The 15,310-nt window shown below is 47.6% G+C and carries 13 protein-coding genes; 7 read left to right on the top strand and 6 right to left on the bottom strand.

The annotated features are described in order from the left end of the window. The 3 genes from RH89_RS30145 to RH89_RS04275 form a co-directional block, all read right to left on the bottom strand. Positions 1-3,549 (bottom strand): FimV/HubP family polar landmark protein (locus RH89_RS30145; protein ID WP_004399441.1); only part of this gene is annotated, 3,549 nt, incomplete at its 3' end. 208 nt (positions 3,550-3,757) lie between these two features. Then, positions 3,758-4,771, bottom strand: a complete 1,014-nt coding sequence (locus tag RH89_RS04280) for an aspartate-semialdehyde dehydrogenase (RefSeq protein WP_004399419.1) — start codon at positions 4,769-4,771, stop codon at positions 3,758-3,760. Further along, positions 4,755-5,900, bottom strand: coding sequence for a 4-phosphoerythronate dehydrogenase (locus RH89_RS04275; RefSeq protein WP_038144943.1), 1,146 nt, complete (start codon positions 5,898-5,900; stop codon positions 4,755-4,757). The genes RH89_RS04280 and RH89_RS04275 overlap by 17 nt, the downstream gene beginning before the upstream one ends. 443 nt (positions 5,901-6,343) lie before the next feature. Between RH89_RS04275 and RH89_RS30480 the strand changes: the two genes are divergently transcribed. The 7 genes from RH89_RS30480 (at position 6,344) to RH89_RS04240 (ending at position 12,284) form a co-directional block, all read left to right on the top strand. After that, complete coding sequence (locus RH89_RS30480) at positions 6,344-7,069, top strand: ABC transporter substrate-binding protein (protein ID WP_004399406.1); 726 nt, start codon at positions 6,344-6,346, stop codon at positions 7,067-7,069. After that, positions 7,041-7,655 carry an extracellular solute-binding protein gene (locus RH89_RS30475; protein WP_004399404.1) on the top strand — a complete coding sequence of 205 codons (615 nt, stop codon included), beginning with the start codon at positions 7,041-7,043 and terminating at the stop codon, positions 7,653-7,655. Before RH89_RS30480 ends, RH89_RS30475 begins: the two co-directional genes overlap by 29 nt. 62 nt (positions 7,656-7,717) lie before the next feature. After that, entirely contained in the window at positions 7,718-8,608 is an 891-nt protein-coding gene (locus tag RH89_RS04260) for a carbohydrate ABC transporter permease (RefSeq protein WP_004399402.1), read from the top strand. 1 nt (position 8,609) lies between these two features. Further along, positions 8,610-9,422, top strand: a complete 813-nt coding sequence (locus RH89_RS04255; protein ID WP_004399400.1) for a carbohydrate ABC transporter permease — start codon at positions 8,610-8,612, stop codon at positions 9,420-9,422. Between the two features lie 10 nt (positions 9,423-9,432). Next, entirely contained in the window at positions 9,433-10,464 is a 1,032-nt protein-coding gene (locus RH89_RS04250; protein WP_004399399.1) for an NAD(P)-dependent oxidoreductase, read from the top strand. A 17-nt stretch (positions 10,465-10,481) separates the two neighbouring features. Next, on the top strand, positions 10,482-11,483 hold the full coding sequence (locus tag RH89_RS04245; protein WP_004399398.1) for an ABC transporter ATP-binding protein: 1,002 nt from the start codon (positions 10,482-10,484) through the stop codon (positions 11,481-11,483). Positions 11,484-11,492: 9 nt separating this feature from the next. Beyond that, positions 11,493-12,284, top strand: coding sequence for a ThuA domain-containing protein (locus tag RH89_RS04240; RefSeq protein WP_004399397.1), 792 nt, complete (start codon positions 11,493-11,495; stop codon positions 12,282-12,284). 14 nt (positions 12,285-12,298) lie between these two features. Here the strand turns inward: RH89_RS04240 and RH89_RS04235 are convergent, their stop codons facing one another. The 3 genes from RH89_RS04235 to RH89_RS04225 form a co-directional block, all read right to left on the bottom strand. Beyond that, a complete protein-coding gene (locus RH89_RS04235) occupies positions 12,299-13,303 on the bottom strand; it encodes a LacI family DNA-binding transcriptional regulator (protein ID WP_038144946.1) in 1,005 nt (334 codons plus the stop codon). 138 nt (positions 13,304-13,441) lie between these two features. Continuing rightward, positions 13,442-14,569 carry a Gfo/Idh/MocA family protein gene (locus RH89_RS04230; RefSeq protein ID WP_004399393.1) on the bottom strand — a complete coding sequence of 376 codons (1,128 nt, stop codon included), beginning with the start codon at positions 14,567-14,569 and terminating at the stop codon, positions 13,442-13,444. 35 nt (positions 14,570-14,604) lie between these two features. Beyond that, positions 14,605-15,310, bottom strand: a 706-nt coding sequence (locus RH89_RS04225; RefSeq protein WP_004399391.1) for an ATP-binding cassette domain-containing protein, incomplete at its 5' end; no start/stop codon positions are given.

Genomic DNA, 15,310 nt, shown 5'->3' with positions numbered 1-15,310 from the left:
CTCTGGCTCTGGCTCTGGCTCTGGCTCTGGCTCTGGCTCTGGCTCTGGCTCTGGCTCTGGCTCTGGCTCTGGCTCTGGCTCTGGCTCTGGCTCTGGCTCTGGCTCTTCAGATGGTGTGTCGAAGCTGTAGTTGTCAACGTCTTCTTCACTTATCTCTTCAATTTCTTCTTGTGGTGACTCATCTAAATCAGGCTGAAGCTCAGCTTCCAATTCAGCTTCGTCGATTTCAAAGTCATCTTCTGCCTCAACAGAAAGTTCTGGCTCCGGAGCGACTTCCAGTTCGGTTTCTTCTTGTGGCGGCGCTTCTAAATCAATGTTATCCAGTTCGGATTCGTCTTCTTCCTCTGTAGCGTCGACCAAACTTTTAGTTTCTTCAGCTTCTGGAAGCTCTCCGATTTCAGGGAGTTCAGGGGCATCTTCTTCATCGGTGACTTCACCAGAGAAGGCTTCAGCCTGCCAATCTTCTACCGATTCTTCCTCGTCAGATATCGCGTCAGAATCGGATTTCAGACCTCTTTCGTCCAGGTTTCCGATTTCGGCATCGGTAAATTCAGGCTCTTCTCTGGTTTCCCCCATCAGGACATCTAATGGTTCATCATCGTGCCCTTTTAGAGAGAAAGCGGTTTCAGCGTCTTCAATAGGCTGCGCTGCGAACTCGTCAGACTCTTTATCGGATTTAGCATCTTCAGCGCTTTCTTCAATCTCAGGCGCATCAAGGTCAAGTACAGGTGTATCAGCCTCAGGCGTGTCTTCAACGTCTTGAGATGCTCCAACTTCTGGTTGTTCTGATTGAGTTTCTTCTTGTGCCAGATCTACTTCATCTGAAACTTCAGGTTCCCCAATCTCAGGTTCAGGCTCTGTTGTTTCCTGCTCTTCAATCTCTACGCTTTCTTCTGGCGTATCTTCCGAGACCGGTACTCCTGCAACCTGTTCTGCTAGTTGAGTTTCTTCCGCTTCCGGTTCAATTACAGGGGATTCCTCAAGGCTTTCAGGCACTTCTTCACTTACGTCTTGTGAAAAAGCATCCTCAAGCTCTTGGGCAAAGTCACTACCAGATTGATCTTCGGCAGGTTCCGTATCTAATTCAGCGGTTTCTGATTCTGGTGTGTCTAGCTCATCATCGAGATGACTTTCCGATTCGAATTCAAAGTCCAATCCATCATCTTGCGATGCATTTTGGTCTGGTTCAAATTCGTCCAGGGTATCCGCACCTAAATCAAACTCGGCTGAGTCAAAGTCTTCTTCTAGATCTGTGGAATTCTCATCAACCAATTCATCTAGTAAATCGGTACTTTCAGGATCGACCGCGGTTTTTGAATCTTCCAGCACATCGTCAAGTAAATCCGTACTGTCTTCTGCCAATGAATCCGGCATATCCAGATCAAGATCGTCCTCGCTAACATCATCAAGAACGCTGTCTAGGAGGTCGGTACTGTCTGGGTCAATGGAAGATTTGGATTCGTCATCAACCAAGTCATCCAATAAATCTGTGTTACTTTCATCCAGAGACTCTGGGCTGTCATCAGATTCTTCAAGCAAACTGTCTAACAAGTCTGTTGAGTCTGGGTCGAAGGAAGGTTCATCCGATTCCGAAGATTCACTTTCATCCAGAACATCGTCTAACAGATCTGTGCTGTCATCGCTTAAGTCAAATTCTTCTAACAAATCATCTTCTGAAGGAGTGCTACTTTCTTGTTCCAGAGCTTCTTCCAGAAGCGCATCTGGATCTAATGAGATATCACCATCATCAGCGTCAATCACATCATCCAGTAGATCAGTGCTGTCTGAATCTAAATCGGTGCCAGCTTCGAGCATGTCATCAAGCAAATCCGAATCGCTGCTGTCTTCTGGCTCCGATAGCAGTTCATCAAAGGCGCTTTCATCCATACCTGCGTCGAGGTCAATGCTCTCGTCGGCTCCACTCTCTTCTACGTCGCCTTCTTCATTAGACAGCAGCGTGTCGAAATCCAGATCGTCATCCGTTTCCGTGTCATCAATACCAGCGAACAGGTCATCGAGAGTCGACTGGTCTAGCTCGTCTGCTCCTAAGTCTTCAGCGGGTTCATCAGTATCAAACAGCGCATCAATGTCATCATTTGACAGGTCATCGCCCTCTGACAAGTCGAACTCTTCTGTTTCTTCCGATGGACCTTCTTCGATCTCTGGCTCTATCTCATCCAGAGCTCGTTCCATTTCTTCCAGACCAAGTGCCTGCTCGTCCGCATCGACGCTAATGCCATTTGCACTTGTATCGAGATCCGCAATCTCGGCATCTAGTTCGCCATCGTCACCGATGCTTGCGAATGGGTCGTCGCCGTCCTCGTCCAGGTTGAAGTCCAGATCTTCATCGTTTAGATCACCGAAGACATCGTCTACTTCTTCCGCTTTTTCACCGCCTTCTTCGGATTCATCAGAGAACGCGACTTCAGATTCATCTCCAAACAGTTCATCGTCGAGAGACAACTCGTCTTCTTCGATGTCGCCAATCAAGTCATCATCGAGGTTAATCTCGTCGATTTCTTCATCTTCGTTCGCCTGCACTGGCGGAATTTCTGGCTGTGGCTGCTCTTCTGTTTGTTCTTCTGGCTCTGGTTCTTTACGGCGATTTAGAAGCAAGACTATCAACAGACCAATTAACAGTCCCGGAATCAGAGCAAGCGCACCGAGCAGCAGCGGATTAGCAACAATTTGCTCCATCAGCGTTGGCGCGTTTTGCTGGCTTTCCAGCTGCTTGAGTTTCTCCGCTTCCAGCAGTTTTTCTACTTCATTTTTTATTCTGTCTTCATCGCTGAGTTCTTCTTTCAGCGTTTCGACTTCCCCTTGCACTTCTGAAAGCATGAGGCGCAGTTGGTGGTTTTTCTCTTCCAGTGTCGAGAGCTCACTCTCGGACATATCCAGTTGCTCTTTAAGACGAACGACCTGCCCGTCATCCTTCATTTCTGGCTTGGATTCAGGTTTAGGCTCTGGCTTCGCTTCAGTTTTTGGCTCTTCCTGCATCATTTCTGGCTTAGGCTGAGCATTCACCTCAGTTACTGGATCGTTGGCTTTTGGTTCAACAACAGGTTTTGGTGGTTCAACTGGGCGAGGTCTGACGGCGGGTCGCGTGGTCGCAACCTGATTCTGAGAATCTAATCGTGCTTGATGCGCAGCCATGATACGGACGGCATCGGCTGTTGATTCTGACTGAACTTGCTGAAGAGATGGAATTCTTAACGTACTGCCCGGCACAAGACCGTGAATATTCTGGTCTTCAAATGCTTGAGGGTTAAGTCGGTAAATAGCCAGCAGAGTTTGTTGAACGGTCAGACTGTTTGCTGGTCTTAATGCAGAAGCGATGCTCCAGAGTGTTTCATTACCCCTTGTAGGACCGTAAAACAAAGACGGTTGCCCCTGAGCGACGGGTTGACGAATTTGCTCAGAAAAGCGTGGGGAGTCTGAAATCTCTCCGTTGGAACCAATAACTCTGATGGTGTCAGCGCTAGCCACTGGAATTTGAGTCGAGACCATCAGAAGCAAGGGCGTTAAACAACGCTTGAAAAAATGATGCATATAAGGCTCAGCTTTCTTGCTTTCTTATCTTGAATAATAATGTGATCTGCTAAATATATCGGATAAATGTCGTAAAACTATAGCGCCCGCACGAAAAAATGTGTGTCCGAGTTGATATTCGTACCATTCTTACCCAAATTTGCATTATTTGAACAAAATAGCGCCATAAAAAAAGCCCCACTAAGTGAGGCTTTTCAAACAATTTTATTCAGAAATAATCACGAATTAGCACTTCTGCAATCTGGACTGCGTTTGTAGCGGCACCTTTTCTAACATTGTCTGCTACCACCCATAGATTGACGCCCGAGTGGTGGCTGATGTCGTTGCGAATACGCCCAACCAAAACATGATCTTTTCCACCAGCATCACGAACCTGAGTTGGGAAGTCCTCACCGTGGAAAACTTCAACACCTTCGGTTTGCTCAAGAAGCTGAGTAACCTGATCCGCATCGATGGGGGTACGTGTTTCAATGTGAACCGCTTCAGCGTGACCATAAAAAACCGGCACTCGCACACAGGTCGGGTTAACCATAATTGACGAGTCGTTGAAGATTTTTTGGGTTTCCCACACCATCTTCATCTCTTCTTTGGTGTAACCGTTGTCCATAAATTTGTCGATTTGTGGAATACAGTTAAACGCAATTTGCTGACTGAACGCTTTTTCTTCAATCGGCTTAGCGTTAAGAAGATGCGCTGTTTGACCCGCTAACTCATCAATACCTGCTTTGCCTGCACCAGAAACCGATTGGTAAGTAGAAACATTGATTCGCTCAATGCCCGCCGCATCGTGAATAGGCTTAAGCGCAACCAGCATCTGAATGGTAGAACAGTTCGGGTTTGCAATGATGTTACGGTTACGAAACTCTGCGATGGCTTCTGGGTTAACTTCTGGCACAACAAGTGGAACATCGTAGTCGTAACGGAACTGGGAAGTGTTGTCGATAACAACCACACCTTCATCTGCGGCAACAGGTGCCCACTTTTCTGACAGTTCACCACCAGCAGAGAAGAGCGCAATGTGTACCTGTGACCAGTCAAAATTTTCGACATTCTGAACTCGAATCGTTTTGCCGTTGAAGCGATACGTCTTACCTTCACTGCGTTCGCTTGCCAATAAGTGCAACTCGCCTACTGGAAACTCTCTCTCTTGCAGAACTTCTAGAATGGTTTCACCTACGGCACCGGTTGCACCTAAAATTGCAACGTTAAATTCTTGGCTCATCTGTTACCTCAATTTGAAAACCTAGTTTAGCGAGCGGCTCAAGATTGCAGTTTGCATCGCCCACTAAAGTGACGGCACTGTATTCTCGTCTGTCCCAGTAATTTTTACGCATTTCATCAAATGCGCCGGGATGCGCAATATTGCGACGGAATATGGCGTCATCGTGGCGCACATCATAAATCAATTGTGTGAGATTGTGCAGTGTTGCGTTATCCCAAGCGCGATCCAGTTGCACACGCGGAACCGGAGCGATTGGCAGTAACTCAGACGCATACACTCGATCTTCACGCCCTAAGAACTCACAGAACGAGTTGAAAATCATGGTTGTGCCACGCGCTTTACCTTCTAAGCCATAACCCGCAACATGAGGCGTCGCAAAGGCAAGAAGCGGCAACAGTTCCATGTCCACTTCCGGTTCGAACTCAAACACATCTAGTGCGGCAATGAAGCCGTCATTTTTTTGCAGGCGTTTTTTCAGAGCAGAATTATCAACCACTGGTCCACGAGCCGCGTTGATCAGAATTTGATCCGCGCGCATGGCTTCCAAGCGAGTCTCATTAATGATGTGATGAGTCGGATGCTCGCCATCACGGGTAATTGGGGTGTGCAGCGTAATAATGTCAGACTGCTCTAGTAGCGTGTCTAGCTCTGTAAATTGGCGGCTGTCGCCTTCTACCTGCTTGAGTGGGTCATTGAGCAATACTTTAATGCCCATGCCTTCCAGACAGTTGGCAAGGTAAGATCCCACCTGACCAGCACCGATAATTCCAACGGTTTTATCAAACACTGAAAAACCCTGTTGCTGGCCAAGAATCATCATCACGCTAAACGCATATTCCGCCACGCCCACTTTGTTACAGCCGGGTGCTGCGGTGAAGAAGATGCCTTTTTCTTTCAGTAGAGCCTGATCGACATGATCCATCCCTGCGGTTGCCGTACCAACAAACTTCAATTTGTTGGCTTTAGAAATCAACTCTGCATTCACTTTGGTGACCGAGCGAATCATTAAACCATCCACATCGACTAAATCATCGGCAGTCATGGTACGTCCTGGTTTCAAAACCACGTCGCCTAGTTGGCTGAAAAGTTTTTCAGCGTAAGGCATGTTTTCATCAATAAGGATTTTCATTTCAATTGGGGAGAGTGGGTTAAATAGGTTGCACTGATTCTGCCCCAATCTCAGCGGAGTTAAAAGTCTGACGTGCCTTCCACTCACTTTTATGCATGATCATTCTGGTTAACACCGCTTTACATTGGCTTTTAACCATAACGATTACCGTCACATTTTTTAAACATTCCCCACTGTTCCCCCCTCTAGAGAAAATGTGTAAAACACCATAATTATCAGACGATTGAACCTCATCTTACTTAAGAATATTTTGCGTTCCTTCTTTTAATTCTGCCTTTATTGATAAACAAATCATTTACATTGATCGTTTTTTAATCTAGTGTACTTTTTGTAATGCATTACATTTTGGCTGGTTTTATCAGAATGACACTAGGTACGAAATTACCTTAAAGAGTACGTTTTTACTTGATTCATACATGCATACAGATAGAAGGAACTAAAAAATGAATCGATTTATTTTTAAAGCTACTGCATGTGCCATATGTGCTTTGGCAACCCTACCAAGCTTTGCGAAAGATAAAGTGGTGGTTTGGGTAAGTGGCGAACCTGGACAGGTGACGGTCTACGACAAAATTGCTGTGACGTTCAATCAAAAGTACAAGGATGCGGAGATTCAGATTGTTACTCAGCCTTCTGACTTATTTAACCCGGCGCTGATCCCCGCGCTTTCTTCAGGTGAAGGACCTGATCTGTTTACCTTCGGAACGGGTCCCGGGCAGCCCGCCGCCATCATCAACGGTGGCTTAGTTGCCGACCTCACTCCTCATTACTACGAAAACAACTGGGAAAAATACATTCCTGAAGGCGTCGTATCGCAAACGTCGAAGTCTGGAAAGCTGTGGGCGTTTGGCAGTGAAGTTGAAACCACAGCCATGTTTTACAACAAAGCGATATTTAAAGAAGTAGGTATCAACCCGCCAAAAACCTGGGATGAACTAGCCAGCGCGGTCAAAGCTCTGAAAGCGGCTGGTTTTAAAACACCTATCGGTTTAGGCGCTGCCGACAAATGGCCAATTTCGCACTGGCAATCCATGATGTTTGGTCGATACGCGTCACCACAAGGGATAGATAACGTTCTGTTTTCCGATGGCAAATGGACAGACAAAGCCTTTGTTGACGCCAGTGCTAAGCTGCAAAAAAATGTCCAAAGACGGCTGGTTTGGTCCTAGCCCAATCGCGGTGAACTACGGCGATTTGATGGATAACTTCTGGGCAGGGCGTATTCCAATGACTTACACAGGTCCTTGGGTGATTCCGGGCGGAATCAAGTCGACAGGTAAACGTATTGGTGAGTTTGGCATTTTCCAGATGCCTCCAATGGAAAGTGGTCAGAAAGTCTACCCAACTGAGTCAATTGGCAGTGGCTGGTACGTTCGTGCCAATTCAGAATCGAAGCAACATGCAGTGGCTTTCCTAAACCACATGTTCACAACACAAGAAGGTCGAGTAACGCTTCTTAACGATGGCATCGTACCTGTCGGTCCTCTTGAAGACGCGCTGGAAAAAGCCTCTCTACCTGCTCTAAGCCATGAATTGCGCTCTAGCGTAGATACCTACCGAACCAACGGAACCGTACCTGCCTTCCTGGATACCATTACACCCGCCAACCTGACTACCGTTACTTATGACGGATTGCAGGCGCTGCTACTAGGCGTAATGACACCTGAAGCTTTTACTGAAGAATTGCAAGCGGCTTGGGAAGAAGCCAAAGCTGAAGGGAAAATTCTTGAGCCAGGCGGGCTGGATAAGCCGTAACCACCATCCCCCTGCATTCGGTGCAGGGGGGTTAACTCAAACCCGAATTGCAGGAAAAATTGATGCACCAAAACGCAGTAAAAGAGCAGGTGGTTCAAAAGTCCATCCCTTGGCTGTTTCTTCTGCCAGCCATGGCTATCTATCTGATTTTTGCCATTCATCCCACTTTCTCTGTTCTGGAGTATTCGCTATACGACTGGAACGGGATCAGCTCGGATAAAAAGTGGGTGGGCTTAGCAAACTACGAGAAGCTGTTCAAAGACAGAATTTTTTGGGAAGCCTTCCAGAACACCTTTGCGTGGTCGGCGTTCATTATTGTGGTCAACGTAGGTATTGGAATGCTGCTTGCCGCTATGCTGGCTAGAGTCTGGAAAGCTAGGCTTATCATTCAGACCGCCATTGTTTTGCCTGTCGTTATCAGCCCGATCGCCGTCGCGACCATCTGGAAATGGATGTATCAGCCAGAGGGTGTGATAAACCACGTTCTCAGTAATATCGGGCTGGACGAATTGGTCACCCCCTGGCTCGGCACGCCAAACGTGGTGCTTTACGCCCTGGCGTTAGCGCATTCTTGGTCGACCATCGGGCTTAGCGTCATCATTTTCCTTGCTGGTCTGCAATCCATTGATGAAAGCCTTTACGACGCAGCAAAAGTTGACGGTGCTTCACCACTTCAGTCTTTTCGATTCATCACACTTCCGGCACTTCGACCTGTGACCGCCGTGGTTTTCATTCTGACTCTGACGCAGTCTTTTAAGGTGTTTGATCTGGTTTGGGCGACAACTCAGGGCGGACCGATTCGCTTTAGTGAAATTCTGTCTACCTACATGTACAAGCGAGGCGTACTGGAGAACAACTATGGTTATGGCTCCGCGATTGGCGTCGCTCTGCTGGTCATTGTCAGCTTAGCCACCATTATTTACCTGAAAATACAGACTAAGGAGGAGAAATAACGTGGTTCAAAGGTATTTTTTACTCCTGTTTCTGACGACGGTAGCCATTCTGATGAGTGCCCCTTTTGTGATGACCATTTTTGCGTCATTTAAGCCCGAAACAGAACTCGTTAACCCTGCCTGGTTCCCTCCTTTGGATGCCACCTGGGAACATTACGCTCGCGTTTGGAACGAAGGGAAATTCAGCCGCTACTTTTTTAACACAATTTTTATCTCGACCATTGATGCCATTGTGATGGTTGTAATCGCTTCTATGAGTGCTTACGCCCTGATATTTATGCGATTCAGAGGGAAGATGATCATCAATATTCTGCTAGTGATTGGGCTAATGATTCCTGTCACCGCCATCATTCTTCCTTTGTACTCAACCGTGAGGCAGTTTGGTCTTATCAATACGCATCTGGCAGTGATTCTCTCGGATTTGGCGCTGGCGGTATCGGTGTTTGTCTTTATGTTTACTTCGTACTTTGTCTCGATTCCAAAACCCCTGTACGAAGCCGCAAAAATCGATGGGGCTTCGGAATTTTACATATACCGAAAAGTCATTATGCCGATTTCCGGTCCTGCCATCGTGACCACGCTATTACTGGAATTCATCTGGAGCTGGAATGACCTTCTGTTAAGGCTTCTGCTGCTCCCAAGCGACAACATGAAAACACTTTCGGTTGGCCTTCTGAACTTCCAGGGTTTGCAAACCCGGGACTTAACGGGCCTGTCGGCGGGAACCGTCATTATGGCGGTTCCGGTGGTCATACTTTTTCTCATTTTTCAGCGTCACTTTGTAAGAGGCATGACGCAAGGTGCGGTGAAATAGGAGTACTGCAATGAAACCTATCCTGATTCTTGACCAACATTGGCGAAAGCTGGAAGAGCTGTTCAGCCCCGCAGCCTATAAAGAACTCCAATCCATGTGCACGATCATTGGCGGGGTTAACTGGGCAATGGATGAGCAAGAGATCGACCAGCATATTGAGAATGCCGATTTTTTGGTGGCTAGCTTGCCGACACTGTCTGAAGCTCAGTTGAAGAGAGCGAAAAACCTGAAAGCGGTCATCGAAGTTTCCGGCGCATTTCGACCGGGGCTGGATTACCACACCTGCTTTGAACGCAATATTGAAGTGCTCTCCTGCTCACCCGGTTTTCAGTACTCGGTAGCTGAAATGGCGCTGGCGATGATTCTGTCCGGTGCTCGTGGCTTGGTTAACGAACATGAAAACTTCCGCAACGGTTCAGAACACTGGCTGGACGACAACATAGGGTCTGATTTTACTCTCTATGGTCAGTCTGTTGGTTTTATCGGTTACGGTGCAATTGCCCGAGAGCTGAGCCGACTGATGCAGCCTTTTTCCCCTTCGATTAAGGCTTACGATCCTTGGTTGCAGGCGCAGGCAGACTCTTCTAGTGAGGTCGACTTATGCGATTTAGATGAACTGGTCTCAAACAGCAAAGTTTTGATTGTGGCGGCATCACCAACCGATGAAAACCGTCAGATGATCAACGCTGAGTTGATCGAAAAACTGCCCCGAGGCGCTTTAGTACTGGTGATTAGCCGGGCTCATCTCGTTGACTTTGATGCTCTGGTTCAGGCTGCGAAGCGTAACCGAATTCGGCTTGCAACGGATGTATTTCCAGTTGAACCCTTGCCTGATGACAGTGATGTTCGGCAGTTCAAAAACGTGATTCTTTCGCCTCACAGAGCTGCCGCAGTAGAAGGAGGGCGTCATCCAATTGGCGAGATGATCGTTCACGACGTCAGAAATATTCTCGAAAACAAGCCGGGCAGACGCTTAAAGCCTGCCACACCTGAACAGGTATTCCATATTATTAATGCGCCAGACAGCGCCTCAAGCCAGTAAAAAAGGAGTGTTGTTAGATGGCTTCAGTGACTTTAAAAGGACTCTCTAAATCGTATGGCAAACAGACCATCTTACACAGCATCGATCTGGATATTGCAGATGGCGAATTCATTGTGTTTGTCGGTCCTTCAGGGTGTGGAAAGTCCACATTACTTCGCCTGATTTCGGGGCTTGATGACATTGACAGAGGCGAACTCTGGATAGACAACCAATTGTGCAACCAAAAAACACCAAAGCAGCGCAACATCGCAATGGTATTTCAGACTTATGCGCTCTACCCACAGCTTACCGTCGAAGAAAACATCGGCTTTGGGCTGCGAATCGATAAGCTCCCTAAAAAGCAAATTAAGGAAAAAGTGTATGAGGCAGCGCAGTCACTAAAACTCACCGCACTTTTAGACCGAAAACCTTCGCAACTATCTGGGGGTCAACGCCAGCGAGTGGCCATTGGCAGAGCAATTGTTCGTAATCCCAATGTGTTTTTGCTGGATGAGCCTCTTTCTAACCTGGATGCTGCGCTTAGAACGGATACCCGAATCGAAATCAGCGAGCTTCATCAAAAGCTAAAGACCACCACCATCTATGTTACCCACGATCAGACAGAGGCAATGACCATGGCTGATCGCATTGTGGTATTGAATCAGGGGTACATTGAACAGGTGGGGACACCTATGGAGCTATACAACAACCCGGCATCAAAGTTTGTCGCAGGCTTTATCGGCTCCCCGAAAATGAACTTTATTGAAGGGCAAATCGCAGAAGAGTTTGGCTGCCATACATTGGGAATTCGCCCAGAGCATCTTGAATTGTCTGAACAAAGTGGCACCTGGCCATCTACGGTAACACTCATTGAAAGGCTGGGCTTAAACACCATGGTTTACACCAAATCTGAAAAGCTGGGCTCTGTCGCCGTTAATCTGGCGGGGCAACAAGACTTTCAGCTAGGACAAACGGTGTACCTCTCCCCAGAAGTCGAACACGTTCACAAGTTTGATTCAGATGGAAAGCCCACAAAGTAAGGAAAGATTATGACAACAAAAGTTTTGGTTTGGTCTGAATTCATTCACGAACAGGAAAACCCCATTGTGGCTGACGTTTACCCGGAAGGTATTCATGGCTGCATCGCGAATGCGTTAAACCAGCATCCGTCAATTGAAGCGACGACCGCTACGTTGCAGGAAGACCAACATGGTCTGACTGAAGAACGTCTCGCACAAACAGATGTGTTGATTTGGTGGGGACATGCAGCGCATGGAGAAGTCAGCGATGAGGTTGTGGAACGTGTCGTTCAGGCAGTCTGGAAAGGCATGGGATTCATCGCTTTGCATTCCTCTCATTTTTCCAAGGTATTTAAAAGGTTATTGGGCACTTCATGCAATCTGAGCTGGCGTGAGGCCGGTGAAAAGGAGCGTTTGTGGATCACCGCCCCTCAGCATCCAATTGTGCAGGGGATGCCTAAATATTTCGAACTGGCGAATGAGGAAATGTACGGCGAACCTTTTGGGATCCCAGAGCCTCTTGAAACCGTGCTTATCAGTTGGTTTCAGGGCGGGGAGGTATTTCGCTCTGGCGTGACTTACCGAAGAGGAGCAGGCAACATTTTCTATTTCCGTCCTGGTCATGAAACTTACCCGACATTCTACGATATGAACGTCACTAAAATTTTGCAAAACGCGGTGCTTTGGGCGGATTCCCATCAGCCTAAGTTAACGGATGATGATGTTCTGGATGCACCAAATACGGAAGTACAGAACGCATTGGAACCGATTGAAGAACAAGGACCTAAACTGCATAAAGAAGGGGAAGCCGGATTTAAATAATTTCCGGTTAAGATTTAGAATTTAGCAACAGCGGTAGAATTACGAACGATAAGATTCGCATTCAAGTAGTAATGCCCTACCGCTTCCTTACCTTCAATCAGATCCATCAACAGCTTCATGGCTGCTTCCCCAATTTCTGCTCTCGGTTGATGAATGGTTGTCAGCCCGGGTTCACAGTATTCGGCAAATGGAATGTCATCGAACCCCATCACGGAAAGGTCTTCTGGAACCCGAATACCAAGCTCTCTCGCGACTTTCATAACTCCGATAGCCATTTCATCATTGTGGCAAAAAATGGCGGTTGGTTTATCCGCTCCACTCAACAAGGTTCTGCCAAGAGAATAGCCTGAACCAAAACTGAAATCCCCTTCCAGCACCCATTTGGGGTTGAAAGGAATTGCCGCCTGTTCCAGACAGCTGAGATAGCCCTGATGGCGATCAATGCATATTGGGTTGCTCATAGGTCCCTGAATCACACCAAACTTCTTATGACCCAGACTTAACAGATAGGCCATCGCTTTTTCAGCCGCTTGTTGGTTGTCGATGGACACCGTCGGTAACTGCATTCCCTGAAAATACTCACAAGCCATGACTAGCGGGAATCCACTGCCGTGTGTTTTTCCATGCAGCAGACGTTTAGAGACTTCCGCAGTCAAAAGGATAATGCCGTCAGCCTGATTGGTCGGAAGCAAGTCAAAATAGGATTGTACTCGTTCGGGTTCGTGACCTGCATCCCCCAGCAGCACCTTTTTACCCGCCTTGTGGGCTATGCCTTCAATGCCGGAAATCACCTGAGAGAAGTAAGGGTTGGATATGTCAGGCACCACCACCACAATGGTGTTAGTGATACTTCGCCGCAAAGAGCGCGCTGCGACGTTAAGGGAATACCCTGTTACATCAACGGCATGCAGCACTTTTTTGCGTGTTTTTTCAGAAACCATATCTGGATTGGTCAAAGCACGTGAGACCGTTGCGGTTGAACAACCCGCAACTCTGGCAACATCTTTTACTGTTGGTATCCCACGACTTTGATTTGTTCGGGGTTTAAGTGGAGAACTCAAACTTTCCTACACCAGAAAACAATTGGTTAACATTATATTGAGTTTACTATCATTTAAATTGTAATGCATTTCATTTTGGTGAAAAATTGCTCTCCTTTAGTTCGAAATATACTTCTCCAAATTCTTCCAGGCACCATCTTCATTTGATGATTCCACTGCGGCTTCAATAAAACATAACCCTCTGACACCTTCATCCACCCCGGGAATATCGGGTTTCTGCGCTGAGCTGCTAAGAAACCAGTCAGCAAAATCTGAATAAAGCCTTGAAAAGGCTTCCAGATACCCTTCAGGATGACCAGCGGGGATACGTGCAAAACCTTCAAATCCCGCTCCACCTTTCACGCGTTTCTGGGTGGGCTGGTCAATCAGGGTCACGTGCAGTTCATTAGGTCTTTCCTGATGGAAGATCAAACTGCCTTTCTCTCCCATGACTCTGAGCTGCAGACCGTTATCGAAACCGACCGCTATCTGGCTTGCCCACATCATGCCTTTAACTTCATCTTCAAACTTGAACAGAATATGAGCGTTATCATCCAGCTGGCGATCAGCACCAAAGCTGGTGAGATCAGCAGATAAAGACTGCGCCTTTTTGCCTGTCACAAACTCTGCTAACTGCAAGGCGTGCGTTCCTATATCTCCGATGCTGCCGCCTTTGCCAGAAGTTGCGGGGTTGAGTCGCCACTTCGCCTGTTTTCCATTCTCAGAATCTTTCGCCAACCATCCTTGTACGTACTCCATCTGGATAACACGAACGTTTCCAATCTCACCAGTTTCAACTATTCGCTTGGCTTCCCGAATCATTGGGTACCCTGAGTAGTTGTGGGTCAGCATGAAAAATACTTCAGAAGACAGTACGAGCTGACGAAATGCCACAGCGTCACTTAATGTCGATGTTAACGGCTTATCACAAATGACATGGATACCTTGTTCAATAAACGCTTTGGAGACGTCGTAATGCAGATGGTTTGGAGTGGCAACGACGACCACATCGATGCCATCTTCTCTTTGAGATTCCTGCTCTGCCATGACTTTGTAGTCGGAATAAATTCGGGATTCTTCCAGACCCAAAGCTTTACCCGACTCTAAACTGCGCTCCGGGGTAGAGGAAAGCACGCCAGCACATAACTCGTATCGCCCGTCTATGCGGGCTGCAACGCGGTGCGCCTCTCCAATCAGGGCATCCTTACCACCGCCAACCATGCCCATACGTATTCTTTTTTCCATTTCTCGCTCCTTTCTTCGGCACGCTTTGTTAGGGTCTAAGCACTTTCATGCGCCGCGGCTTGCTCGATATGTTCGCCACTGTCACCCACAATGGCACTAACGATTTCACTCATGCTGGTTGTCTCTGTGTGCAGTTCTTTTGCAACCACACCCTGACGCAATACCACCACGCGATCAGTCACGCTTAGGACATCATTAAGTCGGTGAGAAATGAGGATCACAGAAACCCCTTCCTCCTTAAGTTTGCGGATCAGATTCAGCACGCTCTGCACTTCTTTCACCGCCAGCGCGGCTGTCGGCTCGTCCATGATCACAATTCGAGGGTTGAAGGTCAGTGCCCGGGCAATTGCAACGGTTTGCTGCTGACCACCAGAAAATGCGCCAACTGATCGCTGAATATCGGGCAGATGCGCTCCTAGCCGGTCGATCATCAGTTGGGATTGCGCGTTCATTTCTGCTTTGTCTATCAACCGCGGTCCCCAGCCAAACAGACGCTTAGTGGGTTCCCTGCCTAAAAAGATATTGCTTGCGACATCCTGTTGTTTGGCAAGAGCCAGGTCCTGATAGATCATCTCTATCCCTAACTCGCGCCTCTCTCCCGGCGTTTTTCCGTTTATAGGCGTACCGTCAAGCGTGATGCTGCCATCGTTTTCTTTATAGATACCGGTGATGGTTTTCATCAACGTGGACTTACCTGCCCCGTTATCTCCCACCAGCCCGACGACTTCGCCAGCGTGGATG

It is taken from the genome of Vibrio nigripulchritudo ATCC 27043 (assembly GCF_000222685.1).
GTDB classification, from domain to species: domain Bacteria; phylum Pseudomonadota; class Gammaproteobacteria; order Enterobacterales; family Vibrionaceae; genus Vibrio; species Vibrio nigripulchritudo.
This window is presented reverse-complemented; position numbering and strand designations above follow the sequence as displayed.

Excerpts from the sequence above, each read along its gene's own strand:
- RH89_RS04250 (WP_004399399.1), top strand. The coding sequence starts at position 9,433 with ATGAAACCTATCCTGATTCTTGACCAACATTGGCGAAAGCTGGAAGAG.
- RH89_RS04260 (WP_004399402.1), top strand. The coding sequence starts at position 7,718 with ATGCACCAAAACGCAGTAAAAGAGCAGGTGGTTCAAAAGTCCATCCCT.
- RH89_RS04240 (WP_004399397.1), top strand. The coding sequence starts at position 11,493 with ATGACAACAAAAGTTTTGGTTTGGTCTGAATTCATTCACGAACAGGAA.
- RH89_RS04275 (WP_038144943.1), bottom strand. The coding sequence starts at position 5,900 with ATGAAAATCCTTATTGATGAAAACATGCCTTACGCTGAAAAACTTTTC.
- RH89_RS04245 (WP_004399398.1), top strand. The coding sequence starts at position 10,482 with ATGGCTTCAGTGACTTTAAAAGGACTCTCTAAATCGTATGGCAAACAG.
- RH89_RS04230 (WP_004399393.1), bottom strand. The coding sequence starts at position 14,569 with ATGGAAAAAAGAATACGTATGGGCATGGTTGGCGGTGGTAAGGATGCC.
- RH89_RS30475 (WP_004399404.1), top strand. The coding sequence starts at position 7,041 with ATGTCCAAAGACGGCTGGTTTGGTCCTAGCCCAATCGCGGTGAACTAC.
- RH89_RS04280 (WP_004399419.1), bottom strand. The coding sequence starts at position 4,771 with ATGAGCCAAGAATTTAACGTTGCAATTTTAGGTGCAACCGGTGCCGTA.
- RH89_RS30480 (WP_004399406.1), top strand. The coding sequence starts at position 6,344 with ATGAATCGATTTATTTTTAAAGCTACTGCATGTGCCATATGTGCTTTG.